The organism is Flavobacterium pedocola, from assembly GCF_053764385.1.
The window spans coordinates 509,197-531,632 of record NZ_JBSNCR010000001.1; the positions used below are offsets into that span (position 1 = coordinate 509,197).

Consider the following 22,436-nt stretch of genomic DNA (forward strand, 5'->3'; position numbering starts at 1 on the left):
TGTTTACGGCACGTATTTTATTAAGCCTGTAGTTGTGGCAAGCCAAAGAACTTCTTTGTCGATAAAAATATCCATAATAACATTTGTATATTTTCCTTCATTAAAAAAAACCGGGACTATTTTATTGTCTTGAAATTTTAATAAACCAAAATTGGTTGCCATCCATACTGTTCCTTTTTGGTCAATTTCTATATCCCTAACCATATGGTCTGATATATCTGAATTACCTTTATTAAAGTGGCGCCATTTATTATTGTTTACTATAGAAAAACCACCATTGCCATATCCACCACCATATCCAACAAATAAACTATTATTGATAAACTTAACCGCTCTGACAGTGGATAATTTTAATTCGGAATTTTCTTCAGTATAATTTTTCCAGGTATTATTTTGTTTTACTAATAACCCTTCGTTATGACCTATTGCAATATCGCCATTTGAATTAATGGTTATTGACCTTACTGTATATTCGGTATATTCTTCATTTGGCAGATTAAATTTTGACCATTTCTTACCATCAAAAGTCATGACTCCGTTTGTGCCTCCAAAATATAGTATTCCATTGGTATCTTCTGCTATAGAAATTACTGACACGTCACCTAATTCTTTTTCAGAATAATTGTTCCAAGTAGATCCATCTAACATTGTAACTCCATCATTTGGGTTTGAATAAGAAACCCAAAGTCTATTTTTAGAATCTATAAAAATGGGTGTAATATAATCACCCTTTAACATGTTAAAGAAATCTTTTTTAAATGGGATGAACTCCTTGTTACTATACATAACTAATCCGTTTTTTGAAGTACCAATCCATTTGTTATCATATCTGTCAACGGAAACACTTAGTATTTCATCATCAAGTAATTCTGATGAAGATTTATCAAATAAAGTTGTTTTTTGACTAAAGATTATTTGGCTAATCAGAAATGTAAAGATTAAATATGTTTTATTCATGTAGATATTTTAATATGCACTACCGCTGTTAGCGTTTGTTCTTATCTTTTTTTCATGTAACCGAAAATTAGACCTGCGATACTACCAATAGATATTCCCATTCCAACGCCAAAGGAAAGATCATTAGAAGTAATTCCATAAGCTGCACCAAAAGCAACTCCAAGACCAATCCATTTTCCTAACTCATTGCTTTTTTCTTCAGACATAATTTATTAATTTATATTATTACAGATGCTACAATGATTACTAACGTCCAGCCTGCTTTTTATTACTGATTTTTCAAATATAACGAAAAGTTTAATTGATTCCAGTTCGTTCAATTATGAACCGGCAATAGTCATTTTATAAAACCGCTGTTGTACACAGTTTTTATTATACATATACTTTTCGAGTAAATCTCATTATGTTTTCAAATATAATTTTATTTACATTTTCTATATTGATTACACCATTTTCATTATTTTTTCTCCAAAAATCGTAAAGTATTTCCACTTCATTTGATAACAAAAAATACTCATATTGTTCTTTCTTAAAATTTTGCAATTCTTTGTAATCAAATATTATTTTTTTAATAAAATTACCATTTTCTATTTGTAAGTACTCAAAAATTCCGTCATCTGGCTCTTTGTCAAATTCACCTCTAAATTCATCAATTCTTATTACACCAGAATACCATTCAAATTTATTATTAGGAAATATTTCGTCACGTAATGATTTCATATTAAAATCTATGTCGGTTAACCAATCAAGCTCATTAATTATTAATTCATTATTCTTGACTTCAAATTTAGCAACATATCCTCGCCACAATGCTGTACATTGTATTTCAAATTTTGGACGTTTTTCAGGAAATTCTCGAAAATATTCTTCAATTAGTTCAACATTAAGATAGAATTCTTGATTTTCGAAAATTAATTTATCTCTTATTTGTTGAGTCATTTTTTTAAAATTTCTGCTAACTAATTAATATCAATGCATTCGTGGCTGCTAATTTCAGACCCTCTCGTTTTTAATCTCCTCAACAATTTCAGGATTCAGTAAGGTGGTAATGTCTCCGAAATTAGAAAAATCACCCTCAGCAATCTTTCTCAAAATACGGCGCATAATCTTTCCGGAACGTGTTTTCGGTAAACCGCTTACAAACTGAATTTTGTCTAATTTGGCAATCGGGCCGATATGGCTGGAAATGTGTTCGTTGATTTCTTTGGTCAGGTTATCACGGTCACGGTTTTCTCCTGTTTCTTTTAGGATGATGAAGCCATAAAGCGCATTTCCTTTAATATCATGCGGAAAACCAACAATCGCTGATTCGGCAACCGCCGGATGTTCGTTGATGGCATCTTCAATTGGCGCGGTTCCTAAGTTATGGCCGGACACAATCACAACATCATCTACCCTTCCCGTGATTCGGTAATACCCAACTTCGTCACGTAAAGCACCGTCGCCAGTGAAATATTTACCAGGGAAAGCGGAAAAATAGGTCTCTTTATAACGTTCATGATCACCCCATATAGTTCTTGCCATCGAAGGCCAAGGGAATTTGATGCATAAACTTCCCACGACTTGATTGCCTTCAATCTCATTGCGTAACTCATCCATTAAAACCGGTTGAATTCCTGGTAATGGTAGTGTAGCATACGTTGGTTTTGTTGGTGTTACGAACGGAACCGGCGAAATCATGATGCTTCCGGTTTCGGTTTGCCACCAGGTATCTACGATCGGACATTTTTTCTTCCCTACGTGATCGTTGTACCAATGCCAAGCTTCTTCGTTTATAGGCTCTCCTACCGATCCAATTACTTTTAAAGAAGATAAATCATGTTTGTCTACCCACTCATTGCTTTCTTTTGCCAAAGAACGAATAGCTGTCGGTGCCGTATAAAACTGACTAACTTTATGTTTGTCAATCACTTCCCAAAAACGTCCGAAATCCGGATAAGACGGAATGCCTTCAAAAATTACCGTTGTGGCACCATTTAAAAGCGGTCCGTATAAAATATAGGAATGCCCTGTAATCCAACCGATATCGGCGGTACACCAGAATACATCGTTTTCTTCGTAGTTGAAAATGTTTTTAAAAGAATAAGCCGTTTGCACCATATACCCCGCAGTAGTATGAAGCATTCCTTTAGGTTTTCCTGTTGATCCGGAAGTGTATAAGATGAACAACGGATCTTCCGAGTCCATGATTTCGGCTACGTTATTCGGAATGGCATCATCTAATAAAGGCTGTAACCATTTGTCGCGGCCTTCTTTCATGTTTACCGATGTGTTGGTTCGTTTAGCCACCAAAACCGTAGTAACGGAAGGACATTTTTCTAATGCATCGTCGATAATCCCTTTCAGATCAATGGATTTGTTTCCACGATAGGCCCCATCGGAAGTAATAACCATTTTACATTCACTATCATTTATTCTGGAAGCAACAGCTGAAGACGAAAAACCGGCAAATACAACTGAATGTATCGCTCCTATTCTCGCGCAGGCCAAAACCGAAACCGCCAATTCCGGAATCATCGGAAGGTATATGCAGATTCTGTCTCCTTTTTTAATACCTTGTTCGCGAAGCACATTGGCAAATCTTGCTACTCGGTCATAAAGTTCATTGTATGAAATATGAAGTGCGGCTTCCTCCTGATTGTTAGGCTCAAAAATGATAGCGGTTTTGTCGCCGCGTTTCGCCAAATGCCTGTCGATACAGTTTTTTACGATATTCACTTTCGCACCGGTAAACCATTTTACGTTGGCTTCACCCATATCGAAATCCACTACTTTGTCCCATGCCTGGTACCAGACAAAGTTTTCTTCGGCTATTTTGCCCCAGAATTTACGTGGTTCGCGGATAGATTTGTTATAATGTTTGAAGTATTGTTCAAGGTTGTTAATCTTATAATAACTCATGTCTTGAATTGTTTTTTTTAAGGGAAACCAAATTAAAGAAAACTATTCAGAAAATACGGGATTTTCGTCACTAATTTATTTTGATTTGTTGCACTTTTTGATTCTGTCGAAATATGTTAAAAAACGCTGTAATATTGCTATAAACTTTTTGATATTTTTCCTTTATTTGTAATAAAACTTATAATATCCTTATGGAGTTTGATCCTCAGCTAATTGACCAGAAAGCTACTTATAAATTATTAACGGGAGCAGTGATTCCCAGACCTATAGGATGGATTTCCAGCATCAGTAAAGACGGTGTTCCGAATTTGGCCCCATTTTCCTTCTTCAATGCTGTTGGTGAAGATCCGCCACATGTAATGTTTTCAACCGTCCGACCGAATGATACCAACAAAGATACTTTGAACAATGTTCTGGAAACCGGACAATTCGTAGTTAATATGGTAGTGGAAGAAATTGTGGAAAAGATGAATACAACCTCACAACCTGTCGGACCCGAAGTAAGCGAATTCGAACTGGCCGGCCTCACTCCTGCTCCATGCGTAAAAGTAAAAGCGCCAAGAGTTTTGGAAAGCCCGATAAACATGGAATGTGAATTAGTGCATCATTATACTTTGGAAGATAACAAACATGGTGGAGCGACTGTAATTATTGGCCGTGTAGTAATGTTTCATGTGGACGAAAGTGTATTGCTGGACGATTTCAAAATCAATATGGAAACCTATAAGCCTGTTGCTCGTTTAGCCGGCGCGAATTATTCAAAATTGGGAGAAATTTTCTCCGTTAAAAGACCTTTATAATGAAAATTACCGTAATTGGTGGTGGTCCCGGAGGCCTCTACTTTTCAATATTAACCAAAAAAGCAATTCCAAATTGTCAGATCGATGTTTACGAACGAAATAAAGCCGACGACAGTTTTGGTTTCGGAGTAGTGTTTTCTGATGAAACTTTGGGTGAATTCTTAACCCGCGATACACAATCCTATGAACTAATCCGCAGTAAATTTGCTTATTGGGATGATATTGTTGTGGCGCGTGATGGTGAAAGAGTTAGTGTTTCCGGTAACGGATTCTGTGGTTGTTCGCGCAAAACCTTATTACAGCTTCTTCAGCAAAGATGTACCGAAGAAGGTGTAAATCTACATTTTGAAACTGATGTCACCGATTTATCACAATTCAAAGACAGCGATATCATTGTAGCTGCAGACGGAATCGGAAGCGCCATCCGTACACAATTTGCTTCAGATTTCGGAACCAATGTAAAACTTCAGAAAAACCGTTTCGTTTGGTTAGGTTCTACAAAGCCGCTGGATGCTTTCACCTATTTCTTCAGAACCACTGAATTCGGAACTTTCGTGGCGCATACCTATCAATACGAAGCCGGAATGAGCACCTGGATTTTCGAATGTTCCAATGAAACCTGGGAAAAAGCAGGATTTGAAGTCACAAATGAAGAAGATACGATTGCTAAAATCGCAAACATATTTAAAGAAGAATTAGACGGGCATCCGCTAATCACCAATAAATCGCATTGGCGTCAGTTTCCGCATGTTACCAATGAAAAATGGTCGAAAGACAACATTGTTTTGTTAGGTGATGCTAAAGCTACGGCGCATTTCTCCATCGGTTCCGGAACTAAACTGGCTATGGAATGTGCGATTGCGCTTTCTGATTCGGTAGTTGCTAATCAGAATAATGTTTCAGCAGCTTTTGAACAATATGAGAATGCAAGAAGAAACCGTGTGGAAATGATTCAGCATGCAGCAAATGTTTCTCTGGATTGGTTTGAGCATATGGATCGTCACGCACAGCATGATTTTCAGCAGTTTACCTTTGGGGTTATGACACGCTCCAAGAAAGTTACCTTTGAAAATTTAGCGATTCGAGATGCTTCTTACCCTGAAAAAGTTTTAACAGAATTCAATGCAAAAATTGGTACCGATGTTAAAACACCGGCAGCTTTCACGCCTTTTAAATTAAGAGAAATGACGTTACCGAACCGAATTGTTATGTCTCCGATGGGACAATATTCGGCGGAAAACGGTGAGGTAAATGATTGGCATTTTCAACATTATACAAGTCGCGCCATTGGTGGTGTCGGATTGATTATCGCAGAAATGACCGCAGTTTCCGAAACCGCAAGAATTACACAAAGTTGTGCTGGTTTATATTCACAGGAACAAGTAGTTAGCTGGAAAAAAATCACAAATTTTATTCATAAAAATACACAAACCAAAATAGGAATCCAGTTAGGGCATTCCGGACGAAAAGGAGCTGCTAAAAAACCTTGGGAAGGCGGTTCTGAATCGATTGAGAATCCTTGGCAATTGCTTTCCGCCTCTCCAATTCCGTTCAATGATAAACTTGGGATGCCAAAGGAAATGACTTTGGAAGATATGGACCAGGTAACGTCAGCTTTCGTACAGGCGGCTAAAAATGCAGATGAAGCAGGTTTCGATATGATTGAACTACAGGCACATCACGGTTTTTTATTGGCTTCATTCTTATCTCCTTTAACCAATATCAGAACAGACGAATTCGGCGGAAGTATTGAAAACAGAATGAAATTCCCGATTCGTGTATTTAGCGAAATGCGAAAAGTATTCCCGCAGCATAAACCGATGTCGGTACGAATCTCTGCATCCGATTGGGCCGAAAACGGAATTACGGAAGCTGATGTGATTACAATTTCAGAAGCGTTCAAAACAGCCGGTGCAGACATTATCAGCGTTTCAACAGGAAATACAGTTGTTCATCAAAAACCGCAAACCGGAAGAATGTGGCAAACACCTTTCTCGGATATGGTTCGCAATACCGTTCATATTCCAACGATTACAGCAGGTTACATTCAAGATATCGATCAGATTAATACGATTATATTAAACGGTCGTGCCGATTTGGTTTCTTTGGGAAGACCATTGCTGTTAGATCCTTATTTCGTGCGAAATGCTCAGGCTTACGAGAATTTCAGACCAACAGATATTCCACAACAATACATGGCCGGAACAACACATCTATATCCGCTAAAAACTTCAGACCGCAAAATGGTTGAAGGCATGAAAAGAGCGTTGAAACCTGAAAGTCATAAGAAAAACTAAGATGAAATATATACTTTCCTTTTTGTTGTTTATAATTACGCTTACTGGTTTTTCACAGGTAAATGGAACTATTGTTGTAAGTCATGATTCGAAATTACACTACAAAACTTTTGGCAAAGGTAACCCCGTCTTAATCATCAACGGTGGTCCGGGAATGAATTGCGATGGCTTCAGTTATGTAGCAGAAGAAATATCTAAATTAGGCTATCAAACCATTATTTATGACCAGCGAGGCACTGGTTTATCATCGGTTAAAAAAATTGATCCGGAACATATTTCTTTGGAATTGATGACACAAGACATCGAAAAGCTTCGAAAGTCACTTAAAATAAGTAAATGGACCATTTTGGGCCATTCTTTTGGCGGGATGCTTGCGGCTTATTATGCTACAAAACATCCGGATAACATTGATAAACTGATATTTTCTTCTTCAGGAGGTGTTAACATGAATTTTACCCGTTATGCTCAAAGCCGTATTGCTGATAACCTTACTAAAGTGCAAAAAGACAGTTTAGATTATTATCAGCAGAAAATGAGCAATGGTGATGCAACAGAAATAACCAAAAAATTGAGAGCGAAGTATTTAGCTAATGCTTATGTGTTTAACAAAGCAAATGCTTCTATTATAGCACAAAGGCTGACTCAGGTTGATTTCGAGATCAATTCTATAGTTTTTCAGGATATGCAACGGAATTTTGACTGTACCGACAAATTCAGTAATTTCAAACAGCCTGTTCTGGTTTTGCAAGGTGAAAATGATATTATCAGCATTGAAACAGCAAAGGAGAATGCAGCGGCTTTTCCCAATTCTAAACTTGTTTTGATGAAGAATTGTGGCCATTATGGCTGGCTGGATGCCAAAGAACTTTATTTTAACAGCATAAAGCATTTTTTAAAGAGTTAGACAATGAAACATTACGAAGATAACTTCGCTCACAATAGTTTACCAAGCCTGGATTTACAGCCGGATTATACTTTTTCGGATGTGCCGCAATTCAATCGGCCTGAAATGCTTAATTGTGTTGAACGTTTATTGGATTACCATATTCAGAACGGTCACGGCGATGCAGTTTGTATTCAGACATTTGAAGAAAAATGGACGTATAACGATCTGTTTGAAAAAGCTAATCAGATTGCACATGTTTTGGTGGATGATTTAGGATTGAAGTCCGGAAATCGTGTATTGATCCGTTCTGCCAATAATCCTATGATGGTAGCCTGTTGGTATGCCATTTTAAAAGCCGGTGGAATTGTGGTAGCTACCATGCCCTTGCTCCGCTCTAAAGAGTTGACAACCATTATCGATTGTGCAGAAATTTCACACGTGTTATGCGACGCTGATTTAGCGGAAGAAATGGAACTGGTAAAATCTCCTTTTTTGAAAAGAACCTGCTATTACAAAGCTTCGGAATTGGAAAATTTAATGCAGAACAAACCAAAAACATTCTCCAATTACCATTCAAAATCAGATAGTATTGCTTTAATCGGTTTTACTTCCGGAACTACGGGATTGCCGAAAATGACAGCGCATTATCATAAAGATGTGCTTAATATTTGTGAGGCGTTCCCGCAATATTCTTTACAGCCTACTCAAAATGATGTATTTACAGGAAGTCCGCCTTTAGGTTTTACATTTGGTTTAGGAGGTTTGGTGTTGTTTCCGATGTATTTCGGCGCATCAACTTTCTTAATTGAAAAACCAAGCCCGGATTTGTTATTGCAGGCGATTCAGGAATATAAGATCACGATTTGTTTTACCGCTCCAACAGCTTGGCGGGTTTTAACAACGAAGGCAAATGATTTTGATATTTCAAGTTTACGCAAATGTGTGTCAGCCGGAGAAACCCTTCCTTTAAAAGTTTGGGAAGACTGGTACAACGCAACAGGTTTAAAAATCATTGACGGAATCGGTGCTACGGAAATGTTGCATATTTTTATTTCCTCCAACGAATCCAACATGAAGCCCGGGTCCACAGGTGTTGCTATTACTGGATACGAAGCCAAAATCATTGACAAGCAAGGAAATGAAGTTCCGAGAAACGAACCGGGAAGATTGGCAGTTAGAGGAATTACAGGTTGTAAATACCTAAACAGAGAAGAAAAACAACGCGAATACGTGGAAAACGGATGGAACCTGACAGGCGATATTTTCCGTCAGGACGAAGACGGTTTCTTTTGGTTTGTGGCCCGTGGTGATGATATGATCATTTCTTCGGGGTATAACATTGCTGCTATTGAAGTGGAAAGCGTTTTGTTAACCCATGATGCAATTCAGGAATGTGCCGTAGTCGGTTTGCCTGATGAAGAAAGAGGAATGCTCGTTTGCGCACATATTGTTCTGAAAGAAAAACATAAAGCAACGGATGAATTCGCAAAGGCTATTCAGCAATGGTTCAAGGAAGTAGCTGCTCCTTATAAATATCCGAGAGTAATCAATTTCATTGATGTTTTGCCTAAAACGGAAACGGGTAAAATCCAACGATTTAAATTGAAATAATACTTAATTTTACACTTATGAAATCGCAATAAACAACAGTTTATTGTAAATAAACACCAAAGAATTAAAAAGCGATACCATATATGACCGCTGACAAATAAATTTCACATATATGAAATATTTTATTAAAACTGAGAAAATTCGTTTTCAACATATAGATTTTGCAGGAATTGTATTTTACCCAAGATTCCTGGAAATGCTTAACGGATTAGTGGAAGACTGGTTTGAAGAAGCATTGCACAGACCTTTTTCCAAGATGCACGAAACCAATGGTATTCCAACGGTTGACTTGAAAGTGCAATTCAAAAAAGCGGCTCGTTTAGGCGAAGTAATCATAAAAGAGTTGTGGGTTAAAGAGTTACGCAGTTCTTCCCTACTTTGTGCTTTTATGTTTAAGAACCAACAAGGGGAAACTATTCTGGAAGGCGAAGTGACTTTGGTTAACGTAAAAATCGCCGAAGACCGTAAAACTATTTCTGCGGAAGCCTTTAGTGAAGAAATGAGAGAAAAAATAAGTTATTTCCTTTTACCACAATAATTTACACATGGAATTTAAAAAATTCAAAGCCGCCACCGTTCAAACCTCACCCGTTTTTCTAAACGTTGAAAAAACTATTGATAAAGCTATTTCCTTTGTTGAACAAGCTGCTTCAAACGGAGCCAAATTAATTGCTTTTCCGGAAGTTTTCGTAGCGGGCTATCCGTATTGGAATTGGGTGATGACACCCGTTCAGGGTAGTAAATGGTATGAAGAACTTTATAAAAACTCAGTTACTACAGACGATGCAGACATGAAACGTTTGTATCAGGCTGCCAAAGACAATGATATTCACATTGTCATGGGAATCAACGAACGCGGAAACAGTTATGGGGAAATCTACAATACGAATTTAATCATCGACAATACCGGAACCCTGATTGGAAGACATAGAAAGTTAGTTCCAACTTGGGCGGAAAAATTAACCTGGACTTCCGGAGACGGTTCTTCATTGAAAGTTTACGATACAGAAATTGGTCCAATCGGAACTTTGGCTTGCGGTGAAAACACCAATACGTTAGCACGTTTCACACTTTTATCACAGGGTGAATTGATTCACATTGCGAATTATATTTCCTTACCGGTTGCCCCTCCTGATTACAATATGGCGGAAGCCATTAAGATCCGTGCGGCTGCGCATTCGTTTGAAGGAAAATTGTTTACGATTGTTTCCTGCTCCACAATTTCCAAAGAAATTATGGATGCTTTGAAAGATGATGTTCCGAACATTGAAGAATTGTTAACCCGTAAAAATTCTGCATTTTCAGGTTTTATCGGGCCAAATGGCGCTGTAATTGGAGAACCTTTAATCGATGAGGAAGGTATTGTTTATGCCGATATCGATTTGGCAAAATGTATACAACCGAAACAAATGCACGACATTTTAGGACATTACAACCGTTTCGATATTTTTGATTTGCGTGTGAATGTAGCACCAACAAGAAAAATCACGTTTATTGACAATCACGAAGAATTCAATAAGCGCTAAAATTGAACACGGATTAAAACATATTTCCAAGCGCGGGTTTTACGGATTTTTAAATTTTGTGACTTTTGCGTTTAAATAAAAAAGATAACAAATAAGCGAATAGTTTTCTCCTCCAGCCCTGATTGCAGCGGTCGCCACGCAAAAGCGGAAAGCAGGAAAAAGGATGGCAAAAAAGCCCAAACCATTCGCTCCAAAAAATAATAAAATGGAAGATAAATATTCAGACGATCAAATCGGTCGCGCAAGAGTTAAAGATACTCCCGAACTGGAAGCTTACTACAAAGAACTTGAAGGTTTAGGCGCCGGCGCTTTATGGACAGTTGCCAATGATATTGAACCTTGGGAACCGCGAACATCTTCAGTGCCAATGCTTTGGAAATACGAAGATTTGCGTGAATTGGTTCTGAAATCCTCAGAATTGGTTACCCCGGAACAAGCGGGACGTCGCGTAGTTTATTTAGTAAATGATAAGCGTAAAGATGTTTCAGCGGCTGTTGGTTGGTTATACACGGGAATTCAGGTGACACGTCCCGGAGAAAGTACTTCAGCACACCGTCATAAGGCCTCTGCCCTACGTTTCATTATGGAAGGCGAAGGCGGTTATACTGTCGTTGACGGAAACAAAGTAACTTTTGAAGTAAACGATTTTGTGATTACACCAAATTCCGCATGGCACGAACACGGTGTTGCAGAAGGCGGAAAAACCTGTGTTTGGCAGGATGGTTTAGATATCCCATTGGTAAATGCTTTGGAAGCAAATGATTATGCTGTTTTTGATGGGAAACAACCTTTACAGGCTCCGGTTAATTATTTGCCATTATCATATGGAGGTGCCGGAATTATCCCTGCAGATAAAGTATGGGACAAACCGTATTCACCTTTATTCAAATATTCCTGGAAACAGGTTTATCCGGCCTTGCTGGAAGCTGCAAAAGTGAACGAAGGATCACCTTTCGATGGTATAATCATGCAATATTCGAATCCGTTAACGGGCGGACATGTGATGCAGACCATGGGGGCTTCGATGCAATTGTTACCAGCCGGTTTTAAAGGAAAAGCACATAAACATACCGGTTCTTTTGTCTATCAATGTGCAAAAGGAAGCGGATATTCAATCATCAACGGAAAACGTTTTGACTGGAAAGAAAGAGATATTTTCTGTGTACCGTCATGGGCTTGGCATGAGCATCATAATGCTTCCGGGACTGAAGACGCTTGTTTGTTCTCGTTCAATGATTTACCTGTTATTGAAGGATTAGGACTGTATCAGGAACGCGTGTATTCGGAGAATAATGGGAATCAAACTGTTTAAAATGAAAATTGGATTTTATTATTTGGTTGTGCTTTGCTTGCTCACCGTAGTTGGTTACGGGCAAAAGTTAAAAATAAACAGTGGTAAAATAGCGCAGTCCAATTACTATGAAGTAATCGATTTCGAATTGGTAAATGAGAAAATAAAGGTACCGGTAACTATCAACAATAAAGTGTATTATTTTATGTTAGATACAGGTGCTCCGAATTTGATTTCCAAACGAGTGGCAGACGAAATTAAACTTCAGGACAAAAAAAGCATAGTTACTACGGATGCCAATAACAATAAAAGCACGTTAGAAATGGGTGCTTTGAAGTCAATGAAATTAGGAACGCTGGATTTTCAAGATAATGTTGCCTTGATTTCAGATTTGGATAATCATCCGTTATTAAAATGTTATAAGATTGATGGCTTGATCGGAAGCAATTTTTTTAAAAATTCAATTTTGAAAATCAGCCTGAAGGACCGTAAAATATGGGTAACCGATCGTGTTGAAAAGTTGAAAATCAAAGCTCCATCAACAAAATTAACATTGGTTGGAGAACAGAAAGCCCCATTCATTTCAGTGGATTTTTTAAACGGATCCAATCAAAAAGGTTCTGAATCTTTGATGATTGACACCGGTATGGATGGCTTTTATGAAATTTCAAAACGTGTTTATTCTAAATTGGCCAATGAAAAGTTCTTTAAAGAATTGTCCAGCTCTTCCGGAAGTGGCAGTGTTGGCTTGTTTGGGGCATCAACAGAAAAAGAACAGTTTCTTCTTCAGACAAATTATTTTAAAGTAAATGAGACTGTTTTTTCAAACGTTATAACCACCACTACTGAAGACAACAATTCGAGAATAGGCTTTGATTTGTTAAAACACGGAGACATAACCATAGATTTCAAAAACAAAAAGTTTTATTTTGAGGCTGATCCCAACATTACGCTTTCTGAAAAAGTACCTGTTTATGCAGCCACTTTTATGAACAACAGATTGTCGGTTGGTTTTGTTTGGAACGCCTCTTACCGCAATCAATTGCATTATGGAGATGAAATCGTGCGCATGGGGAATTACACGCTAAGCGAACTCGATCTTTGCGATATATTAAAGTTGAAAAACTTCAGAAAAGAAACTCCTTCCTATGAAATGGAAATTAAAACAAAAGAAAATAAAACCGTCCTTATTAAAATAGAGAATTAATGAAATTAGCAACGTACCAAATAAACCACGCTGCACCGCGATTAGGTGTTGTACAAAACGGCCACATGATCGATTTGGAAGATCTGGCACAAATCAAAAAAGAAAACTTACCGAAAACCATGTTGGATTTAATCGATATGGGATTGGTGGAAGTAACACGTATTCAAGGGATTATCAACGGTTTATCTTCAGATGAATTGAGCAATTGTTCGTATCCATTATCAAATATAACCTTCCTTGCTCCTATTCCGAAACCAAGAAAAAACATCATCGGAATCGGTTTGAATTATACGGAACACGTTGCGGAAAGTGCAAGAACATTGGATACTACGGGGAAATTGCCTCAAAAACCAATCATCTTTTCAAAACCGCCAACATCAGTAACGGCTACCAATACAAACATTTTGCTGAATCCAAGATTGACACAACAATTGGACTGGGAAGTAGAATTAGCTGTGGTAATTGGTAAAGGCGGAAAATATATCCCGAAAGAAGATGCCTTAAACCATGTTTTCGGTTATACTGTAATCAATGACATTTCAGCCCGCGATTGCCGTCGTGAAGGCCAATGGATCGTTTCCAAAGGACAGGATACGTTTGCACCAATGGGCCCGGTTTTGGTTACTGCGGATGAAATCGAAAATCCTCATAACCTGAATTTGTCCTTAAAACTGAATGGTGTGGAAAAACAGAATTCCAATACAAAATTCCTGTTGTTCAACATCAACGATTTGATTGAAGATTTGAGTACGGTTTTCACCTTGGAATCCGGTGATATAATCGCAACAGGAACACCTGCTGGCGTTGGTGCCGGAAGAAATCCTCAGGAATGGATGTGGGACGGTGACGTGGTGGAAGCTACTGTGGAAGGTATCGGAACCATTGTGAATACTGTTAAGGAAATTTCGAGATAATCTTTAAGTTGTTGAAAATGAACAAAACATATCTTTTGCCGCTTTTCCTTTTAGGATTTTCAGCTTCAGCTCAAGTCATTGAAGTTGAAGAAAAAGGTGATTACCCTGTCGAGGTAATGGAAGCTCCCAACGCTGAATATATATCAGCGGGAACTTATAAAGAAAATGGTAAAAGTGGTTTTGTTTTTCCTCGGGATGTTCGACAAGGAACAATTTATGATGATATTCAATGGGCTTCAGATGGTTTTATCGTTAAAAAGAACAATCTCTTCGGAATTGCCAACAAAAAAGGAGAATTGATTGGTAAAATTGAGTTTGACAGTATTGGTTCAGATGTATATAAAACAGGACCAGGATTTGTAGTTAAACAAAAGAAGAAATATGGTAAAATCTCAGTAAATGGTGAGGTTTTGCTGCCTATTAAATATGACAGAATTATTGGTGGAAATAATCATATTACAGTAATAAAAAACAGTAAGAATGCTACGCAGCTTATTTTCAACAAGCAAAATAAATTACTACCAAAAAAGATTGAGTATGCTGCAGTATACCAAAACGTAGCAATTGTAAAGACAGATGGAAAATACGGTGTGATAAAAGATCAAACGATTATTCCATTTGAATATGACAGCATTTTTATTCCGATAAGAAATCAGCATTATAATAACTATAACAATAAGCCGCAACAAAAAGTAAAAGCGCCTAATCTGTTATTACAGTCCTCTCAAAATATTCCATATTTAACCATACAAAAAGGCAACAAGTTTGGATTAATTGATGCTAATGGGACTATTATTTACCCTGCTGAAAATGATGCTGTATTCAATGCAGATTCCTTTGGCTATTATAGTGTGAAAAAAGGAGATTTTTACGGTATTTATTTTTCAAACAGTACTAATAAGAAAAAAACCGAAATAGAATTCGACCGTGTTTTTACTGACGGTTATGGTGCAGTTATGGCATCAAAGAATAAAAAAGCGGGTATTTTTAATCTGCAGGGAGAGCAAATAGCGCCTTTTGAATATGATACTGATTTTATTGCTCAATATAGCGGTATCGGATATCAGGTAGCTAAAGACAGAAAAAAAGGAATCCTTGATAAACAAGGCAAAGTAATTGTTCCTCCTATCTATGATGATATTGATACTTTTTATGAAACCGGTTATGAAGATTTACTGAAAGTAAAATCAGGAGAAAAATTCGGATTGGTAACTCGGGATAACAGAATTGTGGTTCCGGCTGAATTTGAGCACATCAGTGTTTTAGGGAAGTTGTTAAGAGTTGTAAAAGGAAATTCTGAAACCAATCGCAAATTCGGGCTTTATAATCACGATGGAAAAATGGTAATCCCCGTCGAATATGATTGGATAACCGATAGCGATACACCTGACAGTAAATTGATTATCCTGAAAAAGAATAAAGAATTCGTTAATTTTTTAGATGCCGGTAATAACCTGATTTTTGCAGAGGGTTTAAGCGAGTACGGCTACATTTTGAACCAAGAAAATTTATTGAATCCTTTTAGTTATTCCAATAAAAAAAACCTGCTGTTTGTTAAAGACATTAAAGGAAAAATCGGAATCTTCGAAGAGTTTAGTAAAAAATTGGTTGTCCCAATAATTTATGATGCTGTTTTACAGCGTTTTGAAATTAAAAAAAACACTTATATCAGTATTAGGAAAGGGAATAAAGTTGGGCTTATTGACGAAATGGGCCAAATTGTAATTCCATTTAAATACGATACCATAAATTTAGATTTTCTGCGACATAATTATGAAAACGAAAGCGATAACTCCCCTATAGTTGTTGTGTCTGACGGAAATAAATTTGGCGCTGTAGATTTGAAAAATAACATTGTCATTCCATTTGAATATAAGGATTTAAAGCGCATCTCTTATTCAGGTTTGTTCAAAGCGAAAAAAGGCAAGTACTATCAAATAATCAATGCTAAAAATAAAGTGATTAATGAAGGGCCTTTTGATGAAATTGCCAATTTTGAATCGTTAAAAAAATTATCAAATACAGAATCTGACTTTCAGGCTTATACCTTTTACAAAGGAAACATGCGTGTAGTGAACAGCAAGGGTGTGTTTTTAACCCGGGAAGTCCCGATGCAGCCTCACGATGGTTTTAAAACCTTTGATGAATTGAAGTTTGCTTTAGTAAAGGCTTTGGACGATCCCAAAGATGATGCATTGAATGATTTTGTTTTAAAAATAGCCCCTTCAGAGCACCTGCTCGATTTGTTGAAAAACACTGATTTTAAGCATGATGCTATAAAATATGCCAATGTAAAAGCTATTAGGGAAAAGTATTTAAGCGATTTAAAGCTATTCAAATACAGGCGTTGGAATACAAATTCCGGGTATTCCTATAATAAAAGTTCCTTAAAAAATGTTACGGATTATACTTCGTATTCCAATTCAAGAGGATATGTTACTAACGAAAGAAGAAGTGATTGGGCTTTTGGGGATAATTTTATGGAAAAATTATTGCGTAATGCTATAAAAATAAACGGTTATTGGATAAGTTCGTACTTCATGTCACGCGGCTTCGAGAGTTATGAACCGTAATGATAAATCTTTTAAAATGAATAAAGCAGCCGAGGTGTTCAACAAATGTGCAAATCTCTATGAAGAACGTTTCATGGATTTTGATTTGTATAACGACACTTTTGACTTGTTTTGTGAGGCTATTGAAAAGGAAAATGCTGAAGTTTTAGAACTGGCTTGCGGTCCGGGCAACATCACGAAATATCTTTTGAAAAAACGTGCTGATTTTAAAATTTTAGGAACCGATTTAGCGCCAAAGATGATTGAATTGGCTCAGAAAAACAACCCTTCTGCCAGCTTTCAATTATTGGATTGCAGGGGTTTTCTAAAATTGGGCAAGAAGTTTGACGGAATTATGTGTGGTTTCGGATTACCTTATCTGTCTAAAGAAGAAACGATTCAGCTCATAAAAGATGCTAATGATTGTTTAAATGACGGAGGAATTCTGTACCTGAGCACCATGGAAGATGATTACAGTAAATCCGGTTTTAAAAAAGGCAGTACCGGTGATGAAATTTATATGCATTATCATCAGGAAGATTATTTAGCGGAAGCGCTGGGGCAAAATGGTTTCAAAATCATAGCTTTGCAGCGGAAAAAATTCCCGGAACAGGACGGATCAAACACAACAGATTTAATACTAATTGCAATAAAAATAAAATGAAAAAATACAGAATTGGGCAGATTGTACCTTCTTCCAACGTAACCATGGAAACAGAGATTCCGGCGGTTTTCCGTTCTCGTGAAACTATTTTACCGGAGCGTTTTACTTTTCATTCCAGCCGTATGCGCATGAAAAAGGTAACCAAAGAAGAATTGGAAGCCATGGACGTCATGAGTTTAAAATGTGCCACCGAATTATCCGACGCACACGTAGACGTCATGGGATATGCGTGTTTAGTAGCGATTATGAGCATGGGGCGCGGTTATCACTGTGTTTCGGAAGTAAACCTGCACCAGGAAACGATTAAGAATGACTTCCCTACTCCAATTGTAACTTCTGCCGGTGCGTTAATCAACGGTTTGAAAGTTTTGGGAGCTAAGAAAGTAGCGGTAATTACACCTTATATGCGTCCGTTGACGGATCTGGTTGTGGATTATATTGAACATCAAGGTTTTGAAGTGGTGGATTCCATCGCTTTGGAAATCCCGGATAACTTAGAAGTTGCAGCACAGGATCCGATGAATTTATTGGAAATCTACAAGCGTTTGGATTTAACGGGAGTTGATGTTTTAGTAGCTTCAGCCTGTGTTCAGATGCCGTCTTTGGAAGCTATTGACCTGATTCAGAAAGAAGTCGGGATTCCGGTTACTTCAGCAGCGGTTTGTACGACTTACGAAATGATGAAGAAATTGGGTATCGAAGCAAAAGCGCCGATCGGAGGAGAATTGTTAAGTGGAAAATATTAAATATGAAACCGATTCAGGGATTACGGACTACCATTTACAAAGTAAGCGACATCGCTAAGGCTAAAGAATGGTATGCAAAAGCGTTTCAGACGGAACCCTATTTTGACGAACCTTTTTATGTAGGTTTCAATGTTGGTGGATATGAATTAGGATTACAGCCTGAAGAAAAGCCACTTCCCAAATCAGACAATGTGGTGAGTTATTGGGGTGTGGATGAAGTCGAAACCGAATTCAGCAGATTGTTGGAGCTTGGCGCCGAAGCTCATGAAAACCCTCAGGAAGTCGGAGGCGGAATCGTGGTGGCGACACTGAAAGATCCCTGGGACAATGTTATAGGATTGATTTTCAACCCACATTTTAAAATATAAAGCCTCAGTTTTGAGGCTTTTTTTATTCATTTACAAAACTCTTTACCCGGTTGCTGTAAAATTCGATTTTCTGGTACATTTTATTGAAAAACAAATTACGGTCACGTTTTCCGGTTGTTTGCAATAGTTTGGAATTCAGCAACTGGTTTTTGAAAAACGACTCTACTTCGGTACAGGTTTCGCTATTTTCCGTTATAAAATAACCAAGCATATTATAAGGCACGAAAAGCGATTTTTCTTTCTGATTCGTCAGTAAAACATTGTTGTTCAAAATCAGTAATTCATTGTAAAACAATTGGTAGCGGCTATCATTTTTACTGGTTTTGGCTTCAACTGTCTGAATAACTTTTGTAACATCTTCCAACAAAAGCATGGCCGTGTCAAAAGAAACCAATCCTGCTTCAAAAAAATAAAAAATCTGTTGCAAGGTACTGTTGATGGTGGTGTCGTTCCACAACTCGATTACTTTGGAACTTTCGTATACGGATTTCAGTTTAGAGGTTTGTTCCAATAAGCCTGAATCTAATTTGAACTGTTCAAAAGACAGTTGATCCTCTTCTCCGTTGAGTAATTGCGTCCAGATGTAGATCTTAAATTTAGACAATAATGTACCGCCAATAGTATAAAACAACGGAATGTCTTTCGCTGAATAATACAAAACCGATCCGGAATCTTTATGCTTAAAAAGGAATTCAGCGGATTGTTTAAAATAGGTTTCAAAATCTTCAATGCCTTTAATTGCTGATGTTTTGTTAAGCACTACCCTATTCTTCCCGGCAAATAAATTATCCATGGAAATGGAATAATGCGTGCACAAAACGGCGGTTTCTTCTATCGAAAATTTACTTTTTAACGACACACGACGATGCGCCGCATCATAGCTGATGTTGAGTACGCCTGCTAAAGTATCGATAATTGACTGGTCTTCTGAAAGGTGCTTTCGGACTTCTTTCAGCAACATTTCCTGGTAATTCATGTTTGCGATTTTCACAAATATAAGCAATAATAAAATTATTTTTCACAATATAAGTTGTATTTATCGCAATAGCTTTGAACTGTAATTCAAAAAAGAAAATGTATGAAAAAGCGATTCTTATTTTTTATGATGATGGTGTCACAAATGATGCCGGCCCAGGACTCCTTACAAGTGGCGCCTGCTCAGGACACAGTGCAAATGCTAAACAATAACATAAGCATCCTTGATGATAAAACCAGAAGCTATTTCAGATGGAAATCCGAAAAAGTAACCCGTAATGACAGTATTAAAATTTTCAGTTTATCACCTATTTCCAGAAGAGTGAATCGCGTAAACGGTTTCGCCTTAGGTGTTGGGCATTATGAGAACGAAAAAATTAAGTTTCAGAAAGTGAACGGATTGAATATTGAAGCGAGTCCTATATCCCTTGCACTGATTTCTGTGGGATTGAATATTCCTTTTGAAGGATTGGTCGTGGGGATCAATGATAATTCGATTAGCAATACAGCTTACATGGATGATGATTATCCTACCTACATCCAAATAAACGGTCTGAACATCAGCAGTGGCGGTTTTATGGGCGGTGCTAAAATGAATGGCTTGAATATTAGTGTGTTAACGGCCATGAATCAGATGAACGGGCTTTCCTTAAATGCTTCCCTTATCAGTACCAAAAAATTCAACGGACTATCCATTGCCGGAATTGCCAACATAAGCGACCATGGTAACGGCATCCAGATTGCTCCTTCCAATGTCTGCAGAAACCACAGGGGAATTCAAATAGGGTTGTTTAATCATTCCAAAAACCTGAGAGGTATTCAAATTGGCTTATGGAACACCAATGGCAAACGGAAATTGCCCTTTTTTAACTGGCAGACAAAGAAATAACAACCTCATTTAACCAACGAAATTATAAGATCAATGATGTTGTATTTATCACAACGGTTTTGAACTGTAATTAAACAACAAAGGCTATGAAAAAAGTATATAATCCTAAAGAAAAAACAGGAACCGAAACTAAAACATCTGATAAAATAAAATTTAAAAAAAACGCCTCCCCTTTCTATGCTGAATTAAAAAACGAGGTAAATGAATTATTGAACAGTGATATCCGTAATAAAGCCGAAAAAAAGATGTGGATAAAATTTACTTGTTATGTTCTGGTTTATACCGCATTATATTATTCGGTCTATCAACCATTTGTAAATTCAAATTTATATTACCTCATACTATGCTATATTTTGTTTGGCCTGACAGGAATTTTACTCGCCTTTAATTGTGCGCACGATTGCGTTCATAATACCTTTTCCAAAAACAAACGGGTAAACAAGGTTGTGTTTTATTTGGTTTTTAATCTTCAAGGTGTTAATTCACATTTATGGCGTAAACGACACATTGCTTCCCATCACATATTTCCCAATGTTGACGGTTGTGATGCCGACATTGATGATAATCTTTTTATGCGGCTTTCGCCAAATCATAAATTGAGGAAGCATCAAAAGTATCAGCACTTATATGCTGTTCTGCTATACTTTGCCTACACACTGCATTGGATTTTTATAAAAGACTTTATCTATCTGAATAAAAAGGATTTGGCAAACATTAAAAATCAAACCTACTCTTTTGTTTTTATTCTGGAATTTATCTTCTTGAAATTAATGTATCTGACACTATTTATTGTTCTTCCGGTCTTATTTACCCAGGCCACATTCAAACAAATAGTACTGGCATTTTTGATTATGCATCTAGTCATTTCCATCTTCTTTGTAATGACTTTGATAATCTCGCATTTGTGTTTGGAAACAGAATTCCCAAAAGTAGATGAAAACGGAGAGTTGCCTTATGATTACTATGAACACCAGTTGGCGGTGTCCTTGGATTATCACCCGGAAAACAAACTGGCGAATTTTATTTTCGGAGGGTTTAATTCCCATACTGCGCACCATTTGTTTCCAAACATGCAACATACATTATACACACAAATAACACCTTTGATCAAAGAAAAAACAAAAAAATACAACTTGCCCTATCATGAAAAAAGTATTCCAGAAGCAATTCTGTCACATTTTAAATATTTGAAAAAGCTGGGATCTCAGTAAAAGCAGTTTTTAGCTAAGAAATAATAACCTAATTCAACTAACGAAATTATGAAATCAATATATATGTTGCTTGCCGCTTCCCTGCTTCTCACCGGATGTGCGGACTTTTCAAAGAAGATGGTGAAAAACAACGCAGCCCAACTATCAGAAATAAATTTTAAAAGCATCGAAGGGAATTATCACTTTTTTCCAGACATAGAGTACGATAAGAAAGGTGTCGCCGATACATTGAAATCAAAGATTTTAATCAATGACTTTTCTGACAATGTGGATATCAAATGGGTACAGCTTGATACGCTTTCGGAGTATTCCATTGAAACAAAAGTAGTTAGTCTTGAGAAAGTGAGATTTGTATTCAAAAGGAATAATGAAAAAATTAATATCTTTTATTTTATGGGAATACTTAAGGAAGACGGCTTTTTTTATCTGGATAATGAGTATAAAAAATGTTGGGGAGTTCCTTTGCTTTGCGGTGGCTGCACAAGTAGAAAAACCAGAATTGGAATTGCAAAAGACGGCGGATTGCTGATGAATACGTATTATGATTCTTATGGCGGCTTTATGCTGATTTTTTCTAACGGGAGTTCCTATAACACCGTTTACCATTACAAGCGGATTCAAAAACAATAATCATTTAAAAA

Annotated in this window: 21 protein-coding genes; 16 read left to right on the forward strand and 5 right to left on the reverse strand. The window is 37.1% G+C overall.

The annotated features are described in order from the left end of the window. Nucleotides 1-3: 3 nt before the first annotated feature. From ACWPKD_RS02470 to acs, 4 genes are all read right to left on the reverse strand, one after another. A complete protein-coding gene (locus ACWPKD_RS02470) occupies nt 4-957 on the reverse strand; it encodes a hypothetical protein (RefSeq protein WP_455411093.1) in 954 nt (317 codons plus the stop codon). Between the two features lie 41 nt (nt 958-998). Further along, nucleotides 999-1,163, reverse strand: a complete 165-nt coding sequence (locus ACWPKD_RS02475; RefSeq protein WP_455411094.1) for a hypothetical protein — start codon at nt 1,161-1,163, stop codon at nt 999-1,001. A 166-nt stretch (nt 1,164-1,329) separates the two neighbouring features. After that, nucleotides 1,330-1,896, reverse strand: coding sequence for a hypothetical protein (locus ACWPKD_RS02480; protein ID WP_455411095.1), 567 nt, complete (start codon nt 1,894-1,896; stop codon nt 1,330-1,332). 54 nt (nt 1,897-1,950) lie between these two features. Next, on the reverse strand, nt 1,951-3,858 hold the full coding sequence (gene acs / locus ACWPKD_RS02485; RefSeq protein WP_455411096.1) for an acetate--CoA ligase: 1,908 nt from the start codon (nt 3,856-3,858) through the stop codon (nt 1,951-1,953). Nucleotides 3,859-4,049: 191 nt separating this feature from the next. Between acs and ACWPKD_RS02490 the strand changes: the two genes are divergently transcribed. From ACWPKD_RS02490 to ACWPKD_RS02550, 13 genes are all read left to right on the forward strand, one after another. Then, nucleotides 4,050-4,658, forward strand: a complete 609-nt coding sequence (locus ACWPKD_RS02490) for a flavin reductase family protein (RefSeq protein WP_455411097.1) — start codon at nt 4,050-4,052, stop codon at nt 4,656-4,658. After that, nucleotides 4,658-6,955: an oxidoreductase gene (locus ACWPKD_RS02495; RefSeq protein WP_455411098.1), complete on the forward strand. Its 2,298-nt coding sequence runs from the start codon at nt 4,658-4,660 to the stop codon at nt 6,953-6,955. Before ACWPKD_RS02490 ends, ACWPKD_RS02495 begins: the two co-directional genes overlap by 1 nt. Before the next feature lies 1 nt (nt 6,956). Next, complete coding sequence (locus tag ACWPKD_RS02500) at nt 6,957-7,859, forward strand: alpha/beta fold hydrolase (RefSeq protein ID WP_455411099.1); 903 nt, start codon at nt 6,957-6,959, stop codon at nt 7,857-7,859. Nucleotides 7,860-7,862: 3 nt separating this feature from the next. Next, nucleotides 7,863-9,452 (forward strand): AMP-binding protein, encoded by a 1,590-nt coding sequence (locus ACWPKD_RS02505; RefSeq protein WP_455411100.1) that lies wholly within the window; start codon nt 7,863-7,865, stop codon nt 9,450-9,452. 112 nt (nt 9,453-9,564) lie between these two features. Continuing rightward, complete coding sequence (locus ACWPKD_RS02510) at nt 9,565-9,990, forward strand: acyl-CoA thioesterase (RefSeq protein WP_455411101.1); 426 nt, start codon at nt 9,565-9,567, stop codon at nt 9,988-9,990. A gap of 7 nt (nt 9,991-9,997) precedes the next feature. Beyond that, nucleotides 9,998-10,978: a carbon-nitrogen hydrolase family protein gene (locus tag ACWPKD_RS02515; RefSeq protein ID WP_455411102.1), complete on the forward strand. Its 981-nt coding sequence runs from the start codon at nt 9,998-10,000 to the stop codon at nt 10,976-10,978. Nucleotides 10,979-11,183: 205 nt separating this feature from the next. Continuing rightward, nucleotides 11,184-12,290, forward strand: a complete 1,107-nt coding sequence (locus ACWPKD_RS02520) for a cupin domain-containing protein (RefSeq protein ID WP_455411103.1) — start codon at nt 11,184-11,186, stop codon at nt 12,288-12,290. 1 nt (nt 12,291) lies between these two features. Continuing rightward, nucleotides 12,292-13,476 (forward strand): retropepsin-like aspartic protease, encoded by a 1,185-nt coding sequence (locus ACWPKD_RS02525; protein ID WP_455411104.1) that lies wholly within the window; start codon nt 12,292-12,294, stop codon nt 13,474-13,476. Continuing rightward, complete coding sequence (locus ACWPKD_RS02530) at nt 13,476-14,390, forward strand: fumarylacetoacetate hydrolase family protein (RefSeq protein ID WP_455411105.1); 915 nt, start codon at nt 13,476-13,478, stop codon at nt 14,388-14,390. Before ACWPKD_RS02525 ends, ACWPKD_RS02530 begins: the two co-directional genes overlap by 1 nt. A 17-nt stretch (nt 14,391-14,407) precedes the next feature. Beyond that, the gene (locus ACWPKD_RS02535; RefSeq protein WP_455411106.1) at nt 14,408-16,963 is read left to right on the forward strand and encodes a WG repeat-containing protein; all 2,556 of its coding nucleotides are present in this window, start codon (nt 14,408-14,410) and stop codon (nt 16,961-16,963) included. A gap of 16 nt (nt 16,964-16,979) precedes the next feature. Continuing rightward, nucleotides 16,980-17,606, forward strand: a complete 627-nt coding sequence (locus ACWPKD_RS02540) for a class I SAM-dependent DNA methyltransferase (RefSeq protein ID WP_455411107.1) — start codon at nt 16,980-16,982, stop codon at nt 17,604-17,606. Next, nucleotides 17,603-18,352, forward strand: coding sequence for a maleate cis-trans isomerase family protein (locus ACWPKD_RS02545; protein WP_455411108.1), 750 nt, complete (start codon nt 17,603-17,605; stop codon nt 18,350-18,352). Before ACWPKD_RS02540 ends, ACWPKD_RS02545 begins: the two co-directional genes overlap by 4 nt. Before the next feature lie 2 nt (nt 18,353-18,354). Continuing rightward, nucleotides 18,355-18,720: a VOC family protein gene (locus ACWPKD_RS02550; protein WP_455411109.1), complete on the forward strand. Its 366-nt coding sequence runs from the start codon at nt 18,355-18,357 to the stop codon at nt 18,718-18,720. Nucleotides 18,721-18,742: 22 nt separating this feature from the next. Here ACWPKD_RS02550 and ACWPKD_RS02555 read toward each other — a convergent pair whose 3' ends face one another. Continuing rightward, nucleotides 18,743-19,696 (reverse strand): hypothetical protein, encoded by a 954-nt coding sequence (locus ACWPKD_RS02555; RefSeq protein ID WP_455411110.1) that lies wholly within the window; start codon nt 19,694-19,696, stop codon nt 18,743-18,745. Nucleotides 19,697-19,798: 102 nt separating this feature from the next. Here ACWPKD_RS02555 and ACWPKD_RS02560 point away from each other — a divergent pair, with 102 nt between their 5' ends. The 3 genes from ACWPKD_RS02560 (at nt 19,799) to ACWPKD_RS02570 (ending at nt 22,425) form a co-directional block, all read left to right on the forward strand. Then, nucleotides 19,799-20,584 carry an LA_2272 family surface repeat-containing protein gene (locus ACWPKD_RS02560; RefSeq protein WP_455411111.1) on the forward strand — a complete coding sequence of 262 codons (786 nt, stop codon included), beginning with the start codon at nt 19,799-19,801 and terminating at the stop codon, nt 20,582-20,584. Between the two features lie 86 nt (nt 20,585-20,670). Next, nucleotides 20,671-21,795, forward strand: coding sequence for a fatty acid desaturase family protein (locus ACWPKD_RS02565; RefSeq protein WP_455411112.1), 1,125 nt, complete (start codon nt 20,671-20,673; stop codon nt 21,793-21,795). 48 nt (nt 21,796-21,843) lie between these two features. Beyond that, on the forward strand, nt 21,844-22,425 hold the full coding sequence (locus ACWPKD_RS02570) for a hypothetical protein (protein WP_455411113.1): 582 nt from the start codon (nt 21,844-21,846) through the stop codon (nt 22,423-22,425). Nucleotides 22,426-22,436 lie beyond the last annotated feature (11 nt).

Coding starts and splice junctions, on each gene's coding strand:
- ACWPKD_RS02470 (WP_455411093.1), bottom strand. CDS start 957: ATGAATAAAACATATTTAATCTTTACATTTCTGATTAGCCAAATAATC.
- ACWPKD_RS02475 (WP_455411094.1), bottom strand. CDS start 1,163: ATGTCTGAAGAAAAAAGCAATGAGTTAGGAAAATGGATTGGTCTTGGA.
- ACWPKD_RS02480 (WP_455411095.1), bottom strand. CDS start 1,896: ATGACTCAACAAATAAGAGATAAATTAATTTTCGAAAATCAAGAATTC.
- acs (WP_455411096.1), bottom strand. CDS start 3,858: ATGAGTTATTATAAGATTAACAACCTTGAACAATACTTCAAACATTAT.
- ACWPKD_RS02490 (WP_455411097.1), top strand. CDS start 4,050: ATGGAGTTTGATCCTCAGCTAATTGACCAGAAAGCTACTTATAAATTA.
- ACWPKD_RS02495 (WP_455411098.1), top strand. CDS start 4,658: ATGAAAATTACCGTAATTGGTGGTGGTCCCGGAGGCCTCTACTTTTCA.
- ACWPKD_RS02500 (WP_455411099.1), top strand. CDS start 6,957: ATGAAATATATACTTTCCTTTTTGTTGTTTATAATTACGCTTACTGGT.
- ACWPKD_RS02505 (WP_455411100.1), top strand. CDS start 7,863: ATGAAACATTACGAAGATAACTTCGCTCACAATAGTTTACCAAGCCTG.
- ACWPKD_RS02510 (WP_455411101.1), top strand. CDS start 9,565: ATGAAATATTTTATTAAAACTGAGAAAATTCGTTTTCAACATATAGAT.
- ACWPKD_RS02515 (WP_455411102.1), top strand. CDS start 9,998: ATGGAATTTAAAAAATTCAAAGCCGCCACCGTTCAAACCTCACCCGTT.
- ACWPKD_RS02520 (WP_455411103.1), top strand. CDS start 11,184: ATGGAAGATAAATATTCAGACGATCAAATCGGTCGCGCAAGAGTTAAA.
- ACWPKD_RS02525 (WP_455411104.1), top strand. CDS start 12,292: ATGAAAATTGGATTTTATTATTTGGTTGTGCTTTGCTTGCTCACCGTA.
- ACWPKD_RS02530 (WP_455411105.1), top strand. CDS start 13,476: ATGAAATTAGCAACGTACCAAATAAACCACGCTGCACCGCGATTAGGT.
- ACWPKD_RS02535 (WP_455411106.1), top strand. CDS start 14,408: ATGAACAAAACATATCTTTTGCCGCTTTTCCTTTTAGGATTTTCAGCT.
- ACWPKD_RS02540 (WP_455411107.1), top strand. CDS start 16,980: ATGAATAAAGCAGCCGAGGTGTTCAACAAATGTGCAAATCTCTATGAA.
- ACWPKD_RS02545 (WP_455411108.1), top strand. CDS start 17,603: ATGAAAAAATACAGAATTGGGCAGATTGTACCTTCTTCCAACGTAACC.
- ACWPKD_RS02550 (WP_455411109.1), top strand. CDS start 18,355: ATGAAACCGATTCAGGGATTACGGACTACCATTTACAAAGTAAGCGAC.
- ACWPKD_RS02555 (WP_455411110.1), bottom strand. CDS start 19,696: ATGAATTACCAGGAAATGTTGCTGAAAGAAGTCCGAAAGCACCTTTCA.
- ACWPKD_RS02560 (WP_455411111.1), top strand. CDS start 19,799: ATGAAAAAGCGATTCTTATTTTTTATGATGATGGTGTCACAAATGATG.
- ACWPKD_RS02565 (WP_455411112.1), top strand. CDS start 20,671: ATGAAAAAAGTATATAATCCTAAAGAAAAAACAGGAACCGAAACTAAA.
- ACWPKD_RS02570 (WP_455411113.1), top strand. CDS start 21,844: ATGAAATCAATATATATGTTGCTTGCCGCTTCCCTGCTTCTCACCGGA.